Here is a 17,520-nt window from a genome sequence, read left to right as displayed (position 1 = left end):
GGATAGGTTAGGAAGAACGCATAACAACGATGGCGATGAAAAAGTTGCTCATAGCGTCGCTGCTGTTTGGCAGCGCCACCGTATACGGTGCAGACGGGTTCGTAGTGAAAGACATTCATTTCGAAGGCCTGCAGCGGGTCGCCGTCGGTGCGGCGTTACTCAACATGCCGGTTCGCGTAGGCGATACCGTCACTGATGATGATATCAGTAATACCATCCGTGCCTTGTTTGCCACCGGCAACTTCGAGGACGTTCGCGTGCTGCGCGATGGTAATACGCTGATTGTTCAGGTTAAGGAACGTCCCACCATCGCCAGCATCACTTTCTCCGGCAACAAGTCGGTGAAGGATGACATGCTCAAGCAGAACCTGGAAGCCTCCGGCGTCCGGGTTGGCGAGGCGCTCGACCGCACCACCATTTCCAGCATCGAAAAAGGGTTGGAAGACTTCTACTACAGCGTCGGCAAATACAGCGCCTCGGTGAAAGCCGTAGTGACGCCGCTGCCGCGCAACCGTGTCGACCTGAAACTGGTGTTCACGGAAGGGGTCTCCGCCAAGATTCAGCAAATCAACATCGTCGGCAACCATGCCTTCACCAACGACGAACTGATCTCGCGCTTCCAGCTGCGTGACGAAGTGCCGTGGTGGAACCTGGTCGGCGATCGCAAATATCAGAAACAGAAACTGGCGGGCGATCTCGAAACCCTGCGCAGCTTCTATCTGGATCGCGGTTACGCGCGCTTCAATATCGATTCTACCCAGGTCAGCCTGACGCCGGATAAAAAAGGCATCTACATCACCATCAACATTACCGAAGGCGAGCAGTACAAGCTTTCCGACGTGGTGGTGAACGGCAATCTGGCGGGCCACTCGGCGGAGGTCGCCCAGTTGACCAAGATCGAGCCGGGCGAACTGTACAACGGCAGCAAAGTGACCAAAATGGAAGACAACATCAAGACGATGTTGGGCCGTTATGGTTACGCCTACCCGCGTGTCGGCACCCAGCCTGAAATCAACGACGCGGATAAAACCGTCAAGCTGCACGTCAACGTCGATGCGGGCAACCGTTTCTACGTGCGCCGCATCAAGTTCGAAGGCAACGACACCAGCAAAGATTCCGTACTGCGCCGCGAAATGCGCCAGATGGAAGGCGCCTGGCTGGGCAACGCCCAGGTCGAGCAGGGTAAAGAGCGTCTGAACCGTTTGGGTTACTTCGAAACGGTCGATGTCGAAACCCAGCGCGTGCCGGGCACCGCCGATCAGGTTGACGTCACCTACAAGGTGAAGGAGCGCAACACCGGTACCTTCAACTTCGGCGTCGGTTACGGCACCGAGAGCGGCGTCAGCTTCCAGGCGGGCGTGCAGCAGGACAACTGGCTGGGTACCGGCTACTCTGTCGGCATCAGCGGCACCAAGAACGACTACCAGACCTATACCGAATTGTCGGTCACCAACCCGTACTTCACCGTTGACGGTGTGAGCCTGGGCGGCCGTATCTTCTACAACGATTTTAAAGCGGATGACGCGGACCTGTCCGACTATACCAACAAGAGTTACGGTATCGACGGCACACTGGGCTTCCCGATCAACGAAAACAACTCGTTGCGTACCGGTCTGGGCTATGTGCATAACGGCCTGTCGAACATGCAGCCGCAGATCGCCATGTGGCGTTATCTGGACTCTATGGGTCTGGATCCGAACACCACCGATCGCGCCAGCTATTCCGCAGACGACTTTACGCTGAACCTGGGTTGGACCTACAACAACCTGGACCGCGGTTACTTCCCTACTTCGGGCAACCGCACCACGTTGAACGGCAAGGTCACCATTCCAGGCTCGGACAACGAATACTACAAGGTGACGCTGGACAGCGTGCAGTACGTGCCAATCAACGACGACCGCACCTGGGTGCTGTTGGGCCGTGGCCGTCTGGGTTACGCCGATGGTCTGGGCGGCAAGGAAATGCCGTTCTACGAGAACTTCTACGCCGGCGGCTCGAGCACCGTGCGCGGCTTCCAGTCCAACACCATCGGTCCGAAGGCGGTGTACTACAATTCCAACTCGTATAACTGCCAGTACAATGCCGGCAGCACGACGACGCGTCAGAGCATCTGTAATTCCGACGACGCGGTGGGCGGTAACGCCATGGCGGTCGCCAGCCTGGAGCTGATTACCCCGACGCCGTTCATCAGCGAGAAATACGCCAACTCGGTGCGGACTTCCCTGTTCGTGGATGCGGGCACCGTGTGGGACACCAACTGGCAGAATACCGACCAGACCCGTATGTACGACGTGCCTGACTACAGCAAGGCGAGCAACATTCGCGTTTCCGCCGGTATCGCGCTGCAGTGGATGTCGCCGCTGGGGCCGTTGGTGTTCTCTTACGCCAACCCGCTCAAAGATTACGAGGGCGACAAGTCCGAACAGTTCCAGTTTAACATTGGTAAGACCTGGTAACGGGTCTCGCCTCTGGGCAGAGCAGTTATTAAGAATCGCAAATGCCAGGCGCCCGTTTGCAGAGAGAGACGATTCTCATTGTTTGGCGGGATAAGTCTGGCAGATTGTGTACTTCAAGTGTCATATGACACAAATGGGTGATGGTAAGGAGTTTATAGTGAAAAAGTGGTTGTGTGCCGCAGGCCTCGGTTTAGCAATGGCTGCTTCAGCTGGCGTTCAGGCAGCAGATAACATCGCTGTCGTTAACGTCTCCAGCATTTTCCAACAGCTGCCAGCACGTGAAACCGTGGCTAAACAGCTGGAAAACGAGTTTAAAGGCCGTGCGGGCGAACTCCAGAACATGGAGCGTAGCCTTCAGACCAAAATGCAGCGTCTGCAGCGTGATGGCGCTACCATGAAAGCCAGCGAACGCAGCAAGTTGGAAAAAGACGTGATGGCGCAGCGCGAGCAGTTCTCTCAGAAAGCGCAGGCTTTCGAGCAGGACAACCGTCGCCGTCAGATGGAAGAGCGCAACAAAATCCTGAGCCGCATTCAGGACGCTGTGAAATCTGTCGCCAGCAAAGAAGGCTATGACGTAGTGATCGACGCTAACGCCGTTGCCTACGCCGGTTCTTCCAAAGACATTACTGCCGACGTGCTGAAACAGGTTAAATAAAACATGCTTTCAATTCGACTGGCTGATTTAGCGCAGCAGTTGGATGCACAATTGCACGGTGATGGCGATCTCGTCATCACCGGCATTGCTTCTATGCATTCGGCACAGGCTGGCCAAATCACGTTTTTGTCAAACAGCCGCTATCAAGAGCAGCTGTCTTCCTGCCAGGCAAGCGCCGTGGTGCTTACCGAGGCGGATCTACCACACTGCCGATCTGCGGCGCTGGTGGTTAAAAACCCTTACCTGACCTATGCGCGCATGGCGCAACTGATGGACACCACGCCGGCTCCCGCACAGGATATCGCGCCTAGCGCGGCTATCTCTCCTGAAGCGCGGCTTGGGCAAAATGTCGCCGTCGGGGCGAATGCGGTGATCGAGTCGGGCGCGCTGCTCGGCGATAACGTGGTTATCGGCCCGGGCTGCTTTATCGGCAAACACGCACGCATCGGCGCGGGTACGCGTCTGTGGGCGAACGTCACTATTTATCATGAGGTCGAGATCGGCCAACGCTGCCTGATCCAGTCCGGTACGGTGATCGGCGCGGACGGTTTCGGCTATGCCAACGAACGCGGCGAGTGGATCAAAATCCCACAGCTGGGCACGGTGATTATCGGCGATCGCGTCGAGATCGGCGCCTGCACCACCATCGACCGCGGCGCGTTGGATAACACCCTGATCGGGAATGGTGTTATCATCGACAACCAATGCCAGATTGCACATAACGTCGTGATTGGCGACAATACTGCCGTCGCCGGCGGTGTTATCATGGCGGGCAGCCTGAAGATCGGCCGCTACTGCCAGATCGGCGGAGCCAGTGTGATCAACGGTCACATGGAGATTGCCGACAAGGTTGTTGTCACCGGAATGGGAATGGTTATGCGACCAATCACCGAACCTGGGGTATACTCTTCGGGCATTCCGTTACAACCCAACAAGGTTTGGCGTAAAACCGCTGCGTTGGTGATGAATATCGATGAGATCAGCAAGCGCTTAAAAGCTGTCGAACGAAAAGTCGGAAAAGACTAATCATTGCCGCCCGCCACGCTGGGTACAAAACGAAACGCGTTGGTCGTGAGACCAAAAGCGCAAAGAGTTGTTAATTTGCGGCCTGCATGATGATCTCCTTTTGGGGTCAGCGCAGGCCGTGTTGTTGATGCCATCAGTTTTTAGAGACAGGAAGAGTATTTTGACTACTGACACTCATACTCTGGATATTGCAGAAATTTTGGAGCTGCTTCCTCACCGTTATCCGTTCTTGCTGGTCGACCGCGTGCTCGACTTCGAAGAGCACAAATATCTGCGTGCGGTGAAGAACGTATCTGTGAATGAGCCGTTTTTCCAGGGGCATTTCCCTGGTAAACCGATTTTCCCAGGCGTATTGATTCTGGAAGCCATGGCGCAAGCCACCGGTATCCTGGCGTTTAAAAGCGTCGGCAAACTGGAGCCGGGCGAGCTGTATTACTTCGCCGGCATTGACGAAGCCCGTTTCAAGCGTCCGGTAGTGCCGGGTGATCAGATGATCATGGAAGTCACCTTTGAGAAAACCCGCCGTGGTCTGACGCGCTTCAAAGGCGTGGCGACCGTTGACGGTAAAATTGTCTGCGAAGCAACCATGATGTGTGCCCGCAGCCGGGAGGCTTAATCCGTGATTGACGAAACCGCCTTTATCCATCCTAGCGCGATTGTTGAAGAAGGCGCCGTTATCGGCGCTGGTGCGCATATCGGTCCCTTCTGCTACGTCGGCTCCCAGGTGGAAATCGGCGCTGGCACGGTACTGAAATCCCACGTAGTGGTGAACGGCATTACCAAAATCGGCCGCGATAACGAGATCTACCAGTTCGCTTCCATTGGTGAAGTGAATCAGGATCTGAAGTACGCGGGCGAGCCGACGCGCGTTGAAGTGGGCGATCGCAATCGCATTCGCGAAAGCGTCACCATTCACCGCGGTACCGCACAGGGCACCGGCCTGACCAAAGTGGGCGATGACAACCTGCTGATGGTCAACGTGCACGTCGCGCATGACTGCGTGGTGGGCAACGCCTGCGTGCTGGCGAACAACGCCACGCTGGCGGGCCATGTGGAAGTGGACGATCACGCCATCATCGGCGGCATGACGGCGATCCACCAGTTCTGCATTATCGGCGCGCACGTGATGGTCGGCGGTTGCTCCGGGGTTGCTCAGGACGTGCCTCCTTTCGTCATCGCGCAGGGCAACCACGCGACGCCGTTCGGCGTCAACGCCGTTGGCCTGAAGCGCCGCGGCTTCGATAAGGATGAAATGCAGGCGATCCGCAATGCCTACAAAATCCTGTATCGCAGCGAAAAAACGCTGGATGAGGCGAAAGCGGAAATCGAAGCGCTGGCTAAAGAACAGCCGGTGGTGCAGCAGTACCTCGATTTCTTCGGCCGTTCAACCCGCGGTATCATTCGCTGACCTATGCCAAATCGCCCATTGACTATCGGATTGGTCGCCGGAGAAACCTCCGGTGATATTCTCGGCGCCGGTTTAATCCGCGCGCTCAAGGCGCAGATTCCCGACGCGCGTTTTGTTGGCGTCGCCGGCCCGCTGATGCAGGCCGAAGGGTGTGAAGCCTGGTACGAAATGGAAGAGCTGGCGGTGATGGGCGTGGTGGAAGTGCTGGAACGTTTGCCGCGCCTGTTGAAGATCCGCAAGGATCTGACCCGGCGCTTCAGCGAATTGCGACCGGACGTGTTTGTCGGCATCGACGCGCCGGACTTCAACATCACGCTGGAAGGCCGCCTAAAGCAGCGCGGCATTCGCACCATTCACTATGTCAGCCCGTCAGTTTGGGCCTGGCGCCAAAAGCGCGTTTTCAAAATTGGCAAAGCCACCGATCTGGTGCTGGCTTTTCTCCCTTTCGAAAAAGCGTTTTACGATCGCTTCAACGTTCCCTGTCGGTTTATCGGCCACACCATGGCGGACGCCATGCCGCTGCAGCCGGATAGGCTGGCGGCGCGCGCCGAGCTGGGCATCGACCCGCAGGCCCGCTGCCTGGCATTGCTGCCCGGCAGCCGCGGTGCCGAAGTCGAGATGCTGAGCGCCGATTTCCTGAAAACCGCGCAGCTGCTGCGCACCCGCTATCCTGGTCTGGAAGTGGTGGTGCCGCTGGTCAACGCCAAGCGGCGCGAGCAGTTCGAACGCATCAAGGCCGAGGTGGCGCCGGAGCTGACCGTGCACCTGCTGAACGGGCAGGGGCGCGAGGCGATGGTGGCCAGCGACGCAGCCTTGCTGGCGTCGGGCACCGCCGCGCTGGAGTGCATGCTGGCCAAATGTCCGATGGTCGTCGGCTACCGGATGAAGCCGTTTACCTTCTGGCTGGCGCAGCGGCTGGTGAAGACCCCTTACGTCTCGCTGCCCAACCTGCTCGCCGGCCGAGAAATCGTCACCGAACTGCTGCAGCACGACTGCGTGCCGGACAAGCTGGCCGCCGCGCTGATGCCGCTGCTGGAAGACAGCCCGCAGACCGAAACGCTGAAGCAGACCTTCCTTACCTTGCACCAAAGCATCCGTTGCGGTGCCGATGAACAGGCCGCTCAGGCTGTGTTGGAGCTGGCGAAAGCATGATTGAACCCTTTATCTATCCCGCCGCAACGCTGATTGCCGGCGTGGATGAAGTGGGCCGCGGCCCGTTGGTGGGCGCCGTGGTAACCGCCGCGGTGATCCTCGATCCGGCGCAGCCGATCCAGGGCCTGGCGGACTCGAAAAAGCTCAGTGAAAAACGCCGGCTGGCGCTGTATGACGAAATCGTCGCCAAGTCGCTCTGCTGGAGCCTGGGGCGCGCCGAGCCGGACGAGATTGACCAATTGAACATCCTGCACGCCACCATGCTGGCGATGCAGCGTGCGGTCGCCGGGTTGCATATCGCGCCGGACATGGTTTTAATCGACGGTAACCGCTGCCCGAAGCTGCCGATGCGCTCGCAGGCGGTGGTGAAAGGCGACAGCCGCGTGGCGGAAATCAGCGCGGCGTCGATTCTGGCGAAGGTGACGCGCGATCGCGAAATGACCGAGCTGGATCGCGCGTTCCCGGATTACGGCTTCGCGCAGCATAAAGGCTACCCGACGCCTTTCCATCTGGAGCGGCTGGCCGCACTGGGTGCCACCGAGCACCATCGCCGCAGCTTTGCCCCGGTAAGAAGGGCGCTGGCGCCGTAATCTGCGGGTCTGGCCGCCCAGGCCAGACAATGCGATAGAGTTAACCCGGGTTCGGTGCGCCGAGCCCCTTCATTCAGGTATCTGGATATGGCCGAACCTCGTTTTATTCACCTGCGCGTCCACAGTGACTACTCCATGATTGATGGATTGGCCAAGATCGGACCCTTGGTGAAAAGAGCCGCTGCCTTAGCCATGCCCGCTTTGGCCATTACCGACTTCACCAACCTGTGCGGCCTGGTCAAGTTCTACGGCAGCGCGCACGGCGCCGGGATCAAACCGATCATCGGCGCGGACTTCCATGTGCAAAGCGACGTGCTGGGCGACGAGCTGGCGCAGCTTACGGTGTTGGCCACCAACAACGAAGGCTACCAGAACCTGACGCTGCTGATTTCCCGCGCCTACCAGCGCGGCTACGGCGCCGCCGGGCCGATCATCGATCGCGACTGGCTGATAGAACACCGCGAAGGGTTGCTGCTGCTGTCCGGCGCGCGCCACGGCGACGTCGGCAAGTTCCTGCTGCGCGGCAACCAGCCGCAGGTTGAGCAGTGCCTGGATTTCTACCGGCAGTATTTCCCCGACAGTTACTATCTGGAACTGATCCGCACCGGTCGCCCGGACGAGGAAAACTACCTGCACGCCGCCGTGGCGCTGGCCACCGAGCGCGGTTTACCGGTGGTGGCCACCAACGACGTGCGTTTTCTGGTGGAAGACGACTTCGACGCCCATGAGATCCGCGTCGCCATCCACGATGGCTTCACGCTGGACGATCCCAAGCGCCCGCGCAACTACAGTCCGCAGCAATATATGCGCAGCGAAGACGAAATGTGCGAACTGTTCGCCGACATTCCCGAAGCGCTGCTGAACAGCGTCGAAATCGCCAAACGCTGCAACGTGACCATCCGCCTGGGTGAATACTTCCTGCCGCAATTCCCGACCGGCGATATGACCACCGAAGATTTCCTGGTGCTCAAGTCGAAGGAAGGGCTGGAAGAGCGCCTCGAGTTCCTGTTCCCCGATCCTGAAGTGCGCGCCCAGCGCCGCCCGGAATACGACGAGCGTCTGGACATTGAGCTGAAGGTGATCAACCAGATGGGGTTCCCCGGCTACTTCCTGATCGTGATGGAGTTCATCCAGTGGTCGAAGGACAACAACGTGCCGGTCGGCCCGGGCCGCGGCTCCGGCGCCGGTTCGCTGGTGGCCTACGCGCTGAAAATCACCGACCTGGATCCGCTGGAGTTTGACCTGCTGTTCGAACGCTTCCTGAACCCGGAACGCGTATCCATGCCCGATTTCGACGTCGACTTCTGCATGGAGAAGCGCGATCTGGTGATCGAGCACGTAGCGGAGATGTACGGCCGGGAAGCGGTTTCGCAGATCATCACCTTCGGTACCATGGCGGCGAAAGCGGTTATCCGCGACGTGGGCCGCGTGCTGGGCCACCCTTACGGCTTCGTCGATCGCATCTCCAAGCTGGTGCCGCCCGATCCGGGCATGACGCTGGAAAAGGCCTTTGCCGCCGAACCGCAGCTGCCGGAAATTTACGAGGCCGACGAAGAGGTCAAGGCGCTGATCGACATGGCGCGCAAGCTGGAAGGGGTGACGCGCAACGCCGGCAAACACGCCGGGGGCGTGGTGATCGCGCCGACCAAGATAACCGACTTTGCGCCGCTGTACTGCGACGCCGAAGGGCATCATCCGGTCACCCAGTTCGACAAGAACGACGTGGAATACGCCGGGCTGGTGAAGTTCGACTTCCTCGGTTTGCGCACCCTGACCATCATCGACTGGGCGCTGGAGATGATCAACGCCCGTCGCGCCAAGAGCGGCGAACCGCCGATCGACATCGCCGCCATCCCGCTCGATGACAAGAAAAGTTTCGACATGCTGCAACGCTCGGAAACCACCGCGGTGTTCCAGCTTGAATCGCGCGGCATGAAAGACCTGATCAAACGTCTGAAGCCCGACTGCTTCGAAGACATGATCGCACTGGTGGCGCTGTTCCGCCCCGGCCCGCTGCAGTCCGGCATGGTGGATAACTTCATCGACCGCAAGCACGGGCGCGAAGAGATTTCCTACCCGGATATCCAATGGCAGCACGAATCGCTCAAGCCGGTGCTGGAACCGACCTACGGCATCATCCTGTATCAGGAACAGGTGATGCAGATAGCCCAGGTGCTGGCCGGCTATACGCTGGGCGGCGCGGACATGCTGCGCCGCGCCATGGGCAAGAAGAACCCGGTCGAGATGGCCAAGCAGCGCGGCGGCTTTGAAGACGGCGCGAAATCGCGCGGCATCGACGGCGAGCTGTCGGTAAAAATCTTCGACCTGGTGGAGAAATTCGCCGGTTACGGCTTCAACAAATCGCACTCCGCCGCCTATGCGCTGGTGTCGTACCAGACGCTGTGGCTGAAGGCGCACTACCCGGCCGAGTTTATGGCGGCGGTAATGACCGCCGATATGGACAACACCGACAAGGTGGTGGGGCTGGTGGACGAATGCTGGCGCATGGGGCTGAAAATCCTGCCGCCGGACATCAACAGCGGGCAGTATCACTTCCACGTCAACGACGAAGGTGAAATCGTCTACGGCATCGGCGCCATCAAGGGCGTGGGCGAGGGGCCGATCGAAGCCATCATCGAAGCGCGCAACAGCGGCGAACAGGGCTATTTCAAAGACCTGTTCGACCTGTGCGCGCGTTCCGACATCAAGAAACTGAACCGCCGCATTCTGGAAAAGCTGATCATGTCCGGGGCGTTCGACCGCCTGGGGCCGCACCGCGCCGCGCTGATGAACTCATTGGGCGACGCGCTGAAGGCGGCCGATCAGCATGCCAAAGCCGAAGCTATCGGCCAGGTGGATATGTTTGGCGTGCTGGCGGAAGCGCCGGAGCAGGTGGAGCAATCCTACGCCAACGTGCCGCTGTGGCAGGAGCAGGTGGTGCTGGACGGCGAACGGGAGACGCTGGGGCTGTACCTCACCGGCCACCCGATCACCCAGTACCTGAAGGAAATCGAACGCTATGCCGGTGGCCAGCGTTTGAAAGACATGCACCCGACGGACCGGGGCAAGATGACTACCGCCGTCGGGCTGGTGGTCGCCGCGCGGGTGATGGTGACCAAGCGCGGCAACCGCATCGGCATTTGTACGCTGGACGACCGTTCGGGCCGTCTGGAGGTGATGTTATTCACCGAGGCGCTAGAAAAATACCAGCATTTGTTGGAAAAAGACCGTATCCTGATCGCCAGTGGACAGGTCAGCTTTGATGACTTTAGCGGCGGGCTTAAAATGATGGCCCGCGAGGTAATGGACATCAGTGAAGCCCGTGAAAAATACGCTCGCGGGCTTGCTATCTCGCTGACGGACAGGCAAATTGATGACCAGCTTTTGAACCGTCTCCGCCAGTCGTTGGAACCCCATCGATCGGGGACGATTCCAGTGCATCTCTACTATCAACGGGAAGATGCGCGGGCCAAGCTGCGTTTTGGCGCAACCTGGCGCGTAACGCCCACCGACCGCTTGTTGATAGACTTGCGGACGTTGGTAGGCAATGAGCAGGTGGAACTGGAATTTGACTAAAATAGGAATGTTATGAGTCTGAATTTTCTTGATTTTGAACAGCCGATTGCAGAGCTGGAAGCGAAAATTGACTCGCTGACCGCAGTCAGCCGTCAAGACGAAAAATTAGATATTAATCTGGACGAAGAGGTTCAGCGCCTGCGTGAAAAGAGCGTTGAGCTGACGCGCAAGATTTTTGCCGATCTTGGGGCCTGGCAGATTGCCCAACTGGCACGCCACCCGCGCCGTCCTTATACCCTGGATTATATCAAACACATCTTTACCGACTTCGAAGAGTTGGCCGGCGATCGCGCCTACGCCGACGACAAAGCGATTGTCGGCGGCATTGCGCGCCTGGATGGTCGCCCGGTGATGATCATTGGTCATCAGAAAGGCCGCGAGACCAAAGAGAAAATCCGCCGCAACTTCGGCATGCCGGCGCCGGAAGGCTACCGCAAGGCGCTGCGCCTGATGGAACTGGCCTCCCGCTTCAAGCTGCCGATCATCACCTTCATCGACACCCCGGGCGCTTATCCGGGCGTGGGCGCGGAAGAACGCGGCCAGTCTGAAGCCATCGCGCGCAACCTGCGCGAGATGTCGCGTCTGAACGTGCCGGTCATCTGCACCGTCATCGGCGAGGGCGGCTCCGGCGGCGCGCTGGCGATCGGCGTGGGCGACAAGGTGAACATGCTGCAGTACAGCACCTACTCGGTGATTTCACCGGAAGGCTGCGCATCGATCCTGTGGAAAAGCGCCGACAAGGCGCCGCTGGCGGCGGAAGCGATGGGCATCACCGCGCCGCGTCTGAAAGAGCTGAAGCTGATCGACTCGGTGATCCCGGAGCCGTTGGGTTCCGCCCACCGCGACGTGCCGGCGATGGCCGCTTCACTGAAAGCGCAGCTGTTGGCCGACCTGAAAGATCTCGACGGCCTGAACAACGAAGAGTTGCTCAACCGCCGCTATCAGCGCCTGATGAACTACGGCTACTGCTGAGTTCCGCCACGCGCTGCATGAAACCGCCTTCGGGCGGTTTTTTTTTGGCTACACACCGCAGTATTTTCATGTTGTCATAGCGGTTTGGCGGTTAACTGACTGGAGCAGCCGATGAACATCATCGCGATCATGAGCCCGACCGGCGTTTATTACAAAGATGAGCCCATTCGCGAGCTCCACGCCGCGCTGGCCGCAATGGGGTTTCAACTGGTCTATCCAAAGGACAGCGGCGACCTGCTGAAGCTGATCGAGGCCAATGCGCGCATCTGCGGGGTGATTTTCGACTGGGACGACTACAGCCTGGAGCTGTGCAGCGAAATCAACGAGCTGAACGAATATCTGCCGCTGTACGCCTTTATCAATACCCATTCCACCTTCGACGTCAGCCTGCATGAAATGCGCATGGTGCTGTATTTCTTCGAGTACGGCCTGAATGCGGCGGCCGATATCGCGCAGCGCATCCAACAATACACCGCAGAATACATAGATACCATCACGCCGCCGCTGACCAAGGCGCTGTTCAACTACGTGCGCGAAGGCAAATACACCTTCTGCACCCCGGGCCACATGGCCGGCACCGCCTTTCAGAAAAGCCCGGTGGGCTGTCTGTTCTACGACTTTTTCGGCGCCAACACCCTGAAGGCCGACGTGTCGATCTCGGTAACCGAACTGGGATCGTTGCTGGATCATACCGGGCCGCATCTGGAGGCGGAAGAGTACATCGCCCGCACCTTCAACGCCGAGCAGAGTTATCTGGTGACCAACGGCACCTCCACCGCCAACAAGATTGTCGGCATGTACTCGGCGCCGGCCGGCAGCACGGTGCTGATTGACCGTAACTGCCACAAGTCGCTGTGTCACCTGTTGATGATGAGCGACATCGTGCCCGTCTATCTGCGCCCGCTGCGCAACGCCTACGGCATCCTCGGCGGCATCCCGCAGCGCGAGTTCGGCTCAGCCAGCATCGCCGCCCGGGTGGCCGCCACCGCCAACGCCAGCTGGCCGGTGCATGCGGTGATCACCAACTCCACCTACGACGGCCTGCTGTACAACACCGATTACATCAAGCAGACGCTGGATGTGCCGTCGATCCATTTCGATTCCGCCTGGGTGCCCTATACCCATTTCCACCCGATCTACGACGGCAAGAGCGGCATGAGCGGCGATCGCGTGCCCGGCAAGGTTTTCTACGAAACCCAGTCGACCCACAAGCTGCTGGCGGCTTTCTCGCAGGCCTCGATGATCCACATCAAAGGGGATTACGATGAAAGCACCTTTAACGAAGCCTATATGATGCACACTACCACCTCGCCGAATTACGGCATCGTGGCGTCGATGGAAACCGCCGCCGCCATGCTGCGCGGCAATCCGGGGCGGCGGTTGATCAACCGTTCGGTGGAGCGCGCGCTGCATTTTCGCCGCGAGGTGCGGCGGCTGCGCGCAGAGAGCGACAGCTGGTTCTTCGACATCTGGCAGCCGGAAGAGATCGATCAGGCGCAGTGCTGGCCGTTGGATCCTGATGACAACTGGCACGGCTTCGGCCAAACCGACAGCGATCATATGTATCTCGATCCGATCAAGGTGACGATCCTGACGCCCGGCATGAACCCGTTGGGCGCGCTGGAGGAGAGCGGCATTCCGGCGGCGCTGGTGGCGAAATACCTCGACGAACGCGGCATCGTGGTGGAGAAAACCGGCCCCTACAACCTGCTGTTCCTGTTCAGCATCGGCATCGATAAAACCAAGGCGATGAGCCTGCTGCGCGGCCTGACCGATTTCAAACGCGCCTACGATCTCAACCTGCGGGTGAAGAACATGCTGCCGGATCTGTACGCCGAGGATCCCGATTTTTACCGCAATATGCGCATTCAGGATCTGGCGGCCGGCATCCATCGGCTGATTTGCCGACACGATCTTCCGCGCCTGATGCAGCGGGCGTTCGACGTGTTGCCGGAGATGAAGCTGACGCCGCACCAGATGTTCCAACAGCAGGTGCGCGGCAACGTGGAAACCTGCGAGCTGGACCAGTTGGTGGGCAAGGTGGCGGCCAACATGATCCTGCCGTATCCGCCGGGCGTGCCGCTGGTGATGCCGGGAGAAATGATCACCGAGGAGAGCAGGGCGGTGCTCGATTTCCTGCTGATGCTGTGCGCGATCGGCGAGCGTTATCCGGGGTTCGAAACCGACATTCACGGCGCCCGGTTGACCGAGGATGGCCGCTATCTGGTGAAGGTGCTGAAAGACCCGCGGGAATAGCCCGGTTGGCGCTCGCCTGTTCGCGGCCGTTTTTGCCGTTGACCTCGCCCGCGTCGCCAGCTACCGTGCCTCATCAGATAAAACGTGGGGACTCATTATGCTGGCATTACGTCAGGTGCATCATATCGCTATCATCGGCTCGGATTACGCGGCCAGTAAGCATTTCTACTGCGATATTCTCGGTTTTACCCTGCTGGACGAGTTTTATCGCGCAGAGCGCGATTCGTGGAAGGCGGATCTGGCGCTCAACGGCCAATACAGCATCGAGCTGTTCTCCTTCCCTTCGCCGCCGGCTCGGGTCAGCCGGCCGGAGGCCTGCGGCCTGCGCCACCTGGCGTTCAGCGTCGACGACATCGAGCAAGCCATCGCCCATTTGCAGGCGGCCGGGGTGGCGTGCGAGCCGGTGCGCGTCGATCCCTACACCCAGTCCCGTTTCACCTTCTTCAGCGATCCCGATGGGCTGCCGCTGGAATTGTATGAGCTATAAGGGTTAACGTGCAGCAATGTGGAAGTGACAAAGCCTATCAATGGATACCAATCAATTAGCGACTCAGGTCGCGGACCAACTGGGCGATTGCCGAAAGCTGCTGGTGGCGTTCAGCGGCGGTCTGGATTCCAGCGTGCTGTTGCACCTGCTGGCGCAGCAGCGCCCGGCGCTGCAGCTGCGGGCGCTGCACGTGCATCACGGCCTGAGCGCCTTTGCCGACGACTGGGCCGAACACTGCGAGCGGCAATGCGCCGCCTGGGGCGTGGCGCTGAAGGTGCAGCGGGTGCGGGTGGATGCCCGCGAAGGCGGCATCGAAGCGGCGGCGCGCGCGGCGCGTTACGCGGCTTTCGGCGCCATGCTGCAGGCCGACGAAGCCCTGATTACCGCTCAGCACCTCGACGACCAAAGCGAAACCTTTCTGCTGGCGCTCAAACGCGGCAGCGGCCCGGCCGGTTTGTCGTCGATGGCGGCGCGCGGCGCGCTGGGTGACCATGCACTGTTGCGGCCGTTGCTGGGCTGTTCGCGCCGGCAGCTGGAAGCCTATGCGCAGCAGCACCGATTATCCTGGATAGACGACGACAGCAATCGGGACCCGCGTTTCGATCGCAACTTTTTGCGGCTGCAGGTGCTGCCGCTGCTCAATCGGCGCTGGCCGCACTTTGCTTCCGCGGTGGCCCGCAGCGCCAGCCTGTGCGCCGAACAGGAGCAGCTGCTGGACGAGCTGCTGGCGGAACAGCTGCGCTCCCTGCTGGCGGATGATGGCTCGCTGGCGATCGACGGTCTGCTGAGCTGTTCGCCGGCGCGGCGCTTCGCCCTGCTGCGCCGCTGGATAGCGCGGTTTAACGTCAGCATGCCTTCGCGCGAGCAGCTGCAGCGCCTGTGGGAGGAGGTGGCGCTCAGCCGGGCGGACGCCGAGCCGCAGCTGCAGCCGGGGCAGTATCAGATCCGGCGTTTCCGCGGCCGGCTGTATTTGCTGCCGCCGCTGGCGGCGCTGCGCGATATCCGCCTGGACTGGCGCGGCGACGCGCCTTTGACGCTGCCGGACGGGCTGGGCCGTTTAATCAGCGGTGAAGGCGAGGTGCAACTGCGTGCGCCGCTGGCGTCGCAGCGGGTCAGCGTGCGTTTCGGCGCTCGGGGCGCGGTGCGCATCGTCGGCCGCGCTCATTCGCGCCCGATCAAAAAGCTGTGGCAGGAACTGGGCATTGCCCCCTGGCTGCGTGACCGCATTCCGTTGATCTACTATGACGAGCAGCTGATCGCCGCGCTGGGCGCGTTCGTTTGCGAAGCCGGCCTGGTGCCGCCGGACGCGCAGCCGTGGCGGCTGCGCTGGGATAAAAATAATAATCGAGAGGAGCAATGATGAGGTTTGTCCGTGTGATGCTGTTGGCCGCCGGTCTGTTCAGCCTGCCCGCGATGGCGGCGGGCGACGCGGCCGCCGGCAAGGAGAAGTCCGCCGGCTGCATGGCCTGCCATGGCGCGGAAGGCAAGGTCAAGGTGCCGATGTACCCCAATTTGGCCGGCCAGAACGCCCTGTATCTGCAGCACGCGCTGCAGGCCTATAAGAAAGGGGAGCGCAACGGCGGCCAGGCCGAGGTGATGAAAGCCTATGTGTCCGGGCTGTCGGACGCGGATATTGCCGATCTGGCGGCCTATTACGCCGGCCTGAAGTCCTAAATGACGAGGGCAGCCGTTGGCTGCCCTGTTGGGATGGGGCTACCGCGGTTATCAGTCGGAAAGGCTGACGACGACGGTACCGATTTCCGGATGACTAAAACTGCCGATGTGGTCCAGGCGCAGATCGCGCTGATTACCGTTCTGCTCGATGGTCAGATACTCAACGCGCTTTTTTTGCAGCAGATCGATGGCCTTGGCTTCGATCACTTCTCCGTCGCGTAACTCCAGCTTCAGAATAAGTTTATGCTGACAGGCGAGTTCCAGGTTGTCGTAGTCATCGCAATTGATGGGTTGATACTCATCATTCATCAACATAGTCGCTCACCAATAAGTTAGCGGCGGCAAAGGCCGCCTGTTCCCTAACGGAGGACGGTAGCGCGTTATCCGCAGCGACAGCGTCCAATGCCTTTAACACACATGCTAGCGCATCAGGCACGTAGCCGAGATCTCCACTGCCAATCTCGGCGTAAAAACGGCGTACTAACTCACAGTATTGTTGCACAGTTTCCTCCCTTGAGAACCTCTGCGTCATCGAAGACCGATATAGCGATGAGGCGCAGGCTCTCGGAGTTTTACCCTATCCTAGACGACTATAGCACAGCTGTTGTGGAGTTATTAGCACCTCAGCGCGCCTTTCGCACCGCGCTTTGCCCGGCCGCGCTGGCTGCGGACCGGCCAAATCAAGTACAATGTGGCCTGATAATTATGAGGTCACCCATGGCGTTGAAAGCAACCATTTATAAAGCCGCGGTCAATATCGCTGATATGGATCGTCATTTCTACCACGACGCCACCCTGACGCTGGCACAGCATCCTTCCGAAACCGAACAGCGCATGATGCTGCGCCTGCTGGCCTGGATCTGCCACGCCGACGAACGGCTGGTGTTCACCAAGGGCCTGAGCGCCGAAGACGAGCCGGAGATCTGGCGGCGCAACGATCACAACGGGCTGGAAATGTGGATCGAAATGGGGCTGCCGGATGAGAAACGCATCAAAAAGGCCTGCAACCAGTCGCCGCGCGTGGTGCTGTACGCCTATGGCGAGCGCGCCGGGCACGTCTGGTGGCAGGGCATGCAAAGCAAGGTAGCCGGCTACAAGAATCTCAGCGTGCGTTTTCTCGATGATGAACAGCTGGGGCGGCTCGCGGCGCTGGCCAGCCGCAATATGCAGCTGCAAGCCACGCTGCAGGAGGGAACTATTTGGCTGTCCGATGCTCAGAATAGTCTGGAAATCCAGTTTGCCGAGTGGCAACAGGCGCAGGTGTGACC

General features: G+C 59.8%; 16 protein-coding genes. 14 read left to right on the top strand and 2 right to left on the bottom strand.

The window, feature by feature from the left end:
* Nucleotides 1-29 precede the first annotated feature (29 nt).
* The 13 genes from bamA to D7I37_RS01755 all read left to right on the top strand — a co-directional run bounded on the left by bamA (nucleotide 30) and on the right by D7I37_RS01755 (nucleotide 16,252).
* Nucleotides 30-2,456 carry an outer membrane protein assembly factor BamA gene (gene bamA, locus D7I37_RS01815; RefSeq protein ID WP_061796721.1) on the top strand — a complete coding sequence of 809 codons (2,427 nt, stop codon included), beginning with the start codon at nucleotides 30-32 and terminating at the stop codon, nucleotides 2,454-2,456.
* Nucleotides 2,457-2,613: 157 nt separating this feature from the next.
* Nucleotides 2,614-3,111, top strand: a complete 498-nt coding sequence (gene skp / locus D7I37_RS01810) for a molecular chaperone Skp (RefSeq protein WP_061797012.1) — start codon at nucleotides 2,614-2,616, stop codon at nucleotides 3,109-3,111.
* Nucleotides 3,112-3,114: 3 nt separating this feature from the next.
* A complete protein-coding gene (lpxD, locus tag D7I37_RS01805; RefSeq protein WP_129543212.1) occupies nucleotides 3,115-4,137 on the top strand; it encodes a UDP-3-O-(3-hydroxymyristoyl)glucosamine N-acyltransferase in 1,023 nt (340 codons plus the stop codon).
* 160 nt (nucleotides 4,138-4,297) lie between these two features.
* Nucleotides 4,298-4,753, top strand: coding sequence for a 3-hydroxyacyl-ACP dehydratase FabZ (fabZ, locus tag D7I37_RS01800; RefSeq protein ID WP_021179919.1), 456 nt, complete (start codon nucleotides 4,298-4,300; stop codon nucleotides 4,751-4,753).
* A 3-nt stretch (nucleotides 4,754-4,756) separates the two neighbouring features.
* Nucleotides 4,757-5,545 carry an acyl-ACP--UDP-N-acetylglucosamine O-acyltransferase gene (gene lpxA / locus D7I37_RS01795; protein ID WP_061796717.1) on the top strand — a complete coding sequence of 263 codons (789 nt, stop codon included), beginning with the start codon at nucleotides 4,757-4,759 and terminating at the stop codon, nucleotides 5,543-5,545.
* A gap of 3 nt (nucleotides 5,546-5,548) precedes the next feature.
* On the top strand, nucleotides 5,549-6,697 hold the full coding sequence (gene lpxB / locus D7I37_RS01790; RefSeq protein ID WP_129543211.1) for a lipid-A-disaccharide synthase: 1,149 nt from the start codon (nucleotides 5,549-5,551) through the stop codon (nucleotides 6,695-6,697).
* Complete coding sequence (gene rnhB, locus D7I37_RS01785; RefSeq protein WP_061796713.1) at nucleotides 6,694-7,287, top strand: ribonuclease HII; 594 nt, start codon at nucleotides 6,694-6,696, stop codon at nucleotides 7,285-7,287. Before lpxB ends, rnhB begins: the two co-directional genes overlap by 4 nt.
* An 87-nt stretch (nucleotides 7,288-7,374) precedes the next feature.
* The gene (gene dnaE, locus D7I37_RS01780) at nucleotides 7,375-10,863 is read left to right on the top strand and encodes a DNA polymerase III subunit alpha (protein ID WP_129543210.1); all 3,489 of its coding nucleotides are present in this window, start codon (nucleotides 7,375-7,377) and stop codon (nucleotides 10,861-10,863) included.
* A 12-nt stretch (nucleotides 10,864-10,875) separates the two neighbouring features.
* Complete coding sequence (gene accA, locus D7I37_RS01775) at nucleotides 10,876-11,835, top strand: acetyl-CoA carboxylase carboxyl transferase subunit alpha (protein WP_061796709.1); 960 nt, start codon at nucleotides 10,876-10,878, stop codon at nucleotides 11,833-11,835.
* Between the two features lie 111 nt (nucleotides 11,836-11,946).
* Nucleotides 11,947-14,091, top strand: coding sequence for a lysine decarboxylase LdcC (locus tag D7I37_RS01770; RefSeq protein WP_061796707.1), 2,145 nt, complete (start codon nucleotides 11,947-11,949; stop codon nucleotides 14,089-14,091).
* A 97-nt stretch (nucleotides 14,092-14,188) separates the two neighbouring features.
* Nucleotides 14,189-14,578, top strand: a complete 390-nt coding sequence (locus tag D7I37_RS01765) for a VOC family protein (RefSeq protein WP_061796705.1) — start codon at nucleotides 14,189-14,191, stop codon at nucleotides 14,576-14,578.
* Between the two features lie 40 nt (nucleotides 14,579-14,618).
* Nucleotides 14,619-15,938, top strand: a complete 1,320-nt coding sequence (tilS, locus tag D7I37_RS01760) for a tRNA lysidine(34) synthetase TilS (RefSeq protein WP_061796704.1) — start codon at nucleotides 14,619-14,621, stop codon at nucleotides 15,936-15,938.
* Nucleotides 15,938-16,252 carry a cytochrome c gene (locus tag D7I37_RS01755; RefSeq protein ID WP_129544733.1) on the top strand — a complete coding sequence of 105 codons (315 nt, stop codon included), beginning with the start codon at nucleotides 15,938-15,940 and terminating at the stop codon, nucleotides 16,250-16,252. Before tilS ends, D7I37_RS01755 begins: the two co-directional genes overlap by 1 nt.
* A gap of 51 nt (nucleotides 16,253-16,303) precedes the next feature.
* On the opposite strand, the gene rof is transcribed toward D7I37_RS01755, so the two are convergent.
* On the bottom strand, nucleotides 16,304-16,567 hold the full coding sequence (gene rof, locus D7I37_RS01750) for a Rho-binding antiterminator (protein ID WP_061796701.1): 264 nt from the start codon (nucleotides 16,565-16,567) through the stop codon (nucleotides 16,304-16,306).
* Nucleotides 16,554-16,754, bottom strand: a complete 201-nt coding sequence (locus tag D7I37_RS01745) for a YaeP family protein (protein WP_073970287.1) — start codon at nucleotides 16,752-16,754, stop codon at nucleotides 16,554-16,556. The genes rof and D7I37_RS01745 overlap by 14 nt, the downstream gene beginning before the upstream one ends.
* Nucleotides 16,755-16,969: 215 nt before the next feature.
* Between D7I37_RS01745 and D7I37_RS01740 the strand changes: the two genes are divergently transcribed.
* Nucleotides 16,970-17,518 (top strand): YaeQ family protein, encoded by a 549-nt coding sequence (locus D7I37_RS01740; protein ID WP_061796699.1) that lies wholly within the window; start codon nucleotides 16,970-16,972, stop codon nucleotides 17,516-17,518.
* Nucleotides 17,519-17,520 lie beyond the last annotated feature (2 nt).

Origin of the sequence: Serratia sp. 1D1416, from assembly GCF_003641105.1 — a bacterium.
Lineage (GTDB): Bacteria > Pseudomonadota > Gammaproteobacteria > Enterobacterales > Enterobacteriaceae > Serratia > Serratia ficaria.
Note: the sequence above shows the minus strand (reverse complement) of the source record. Positions and strands in the feature narration are given on the sequence as shown.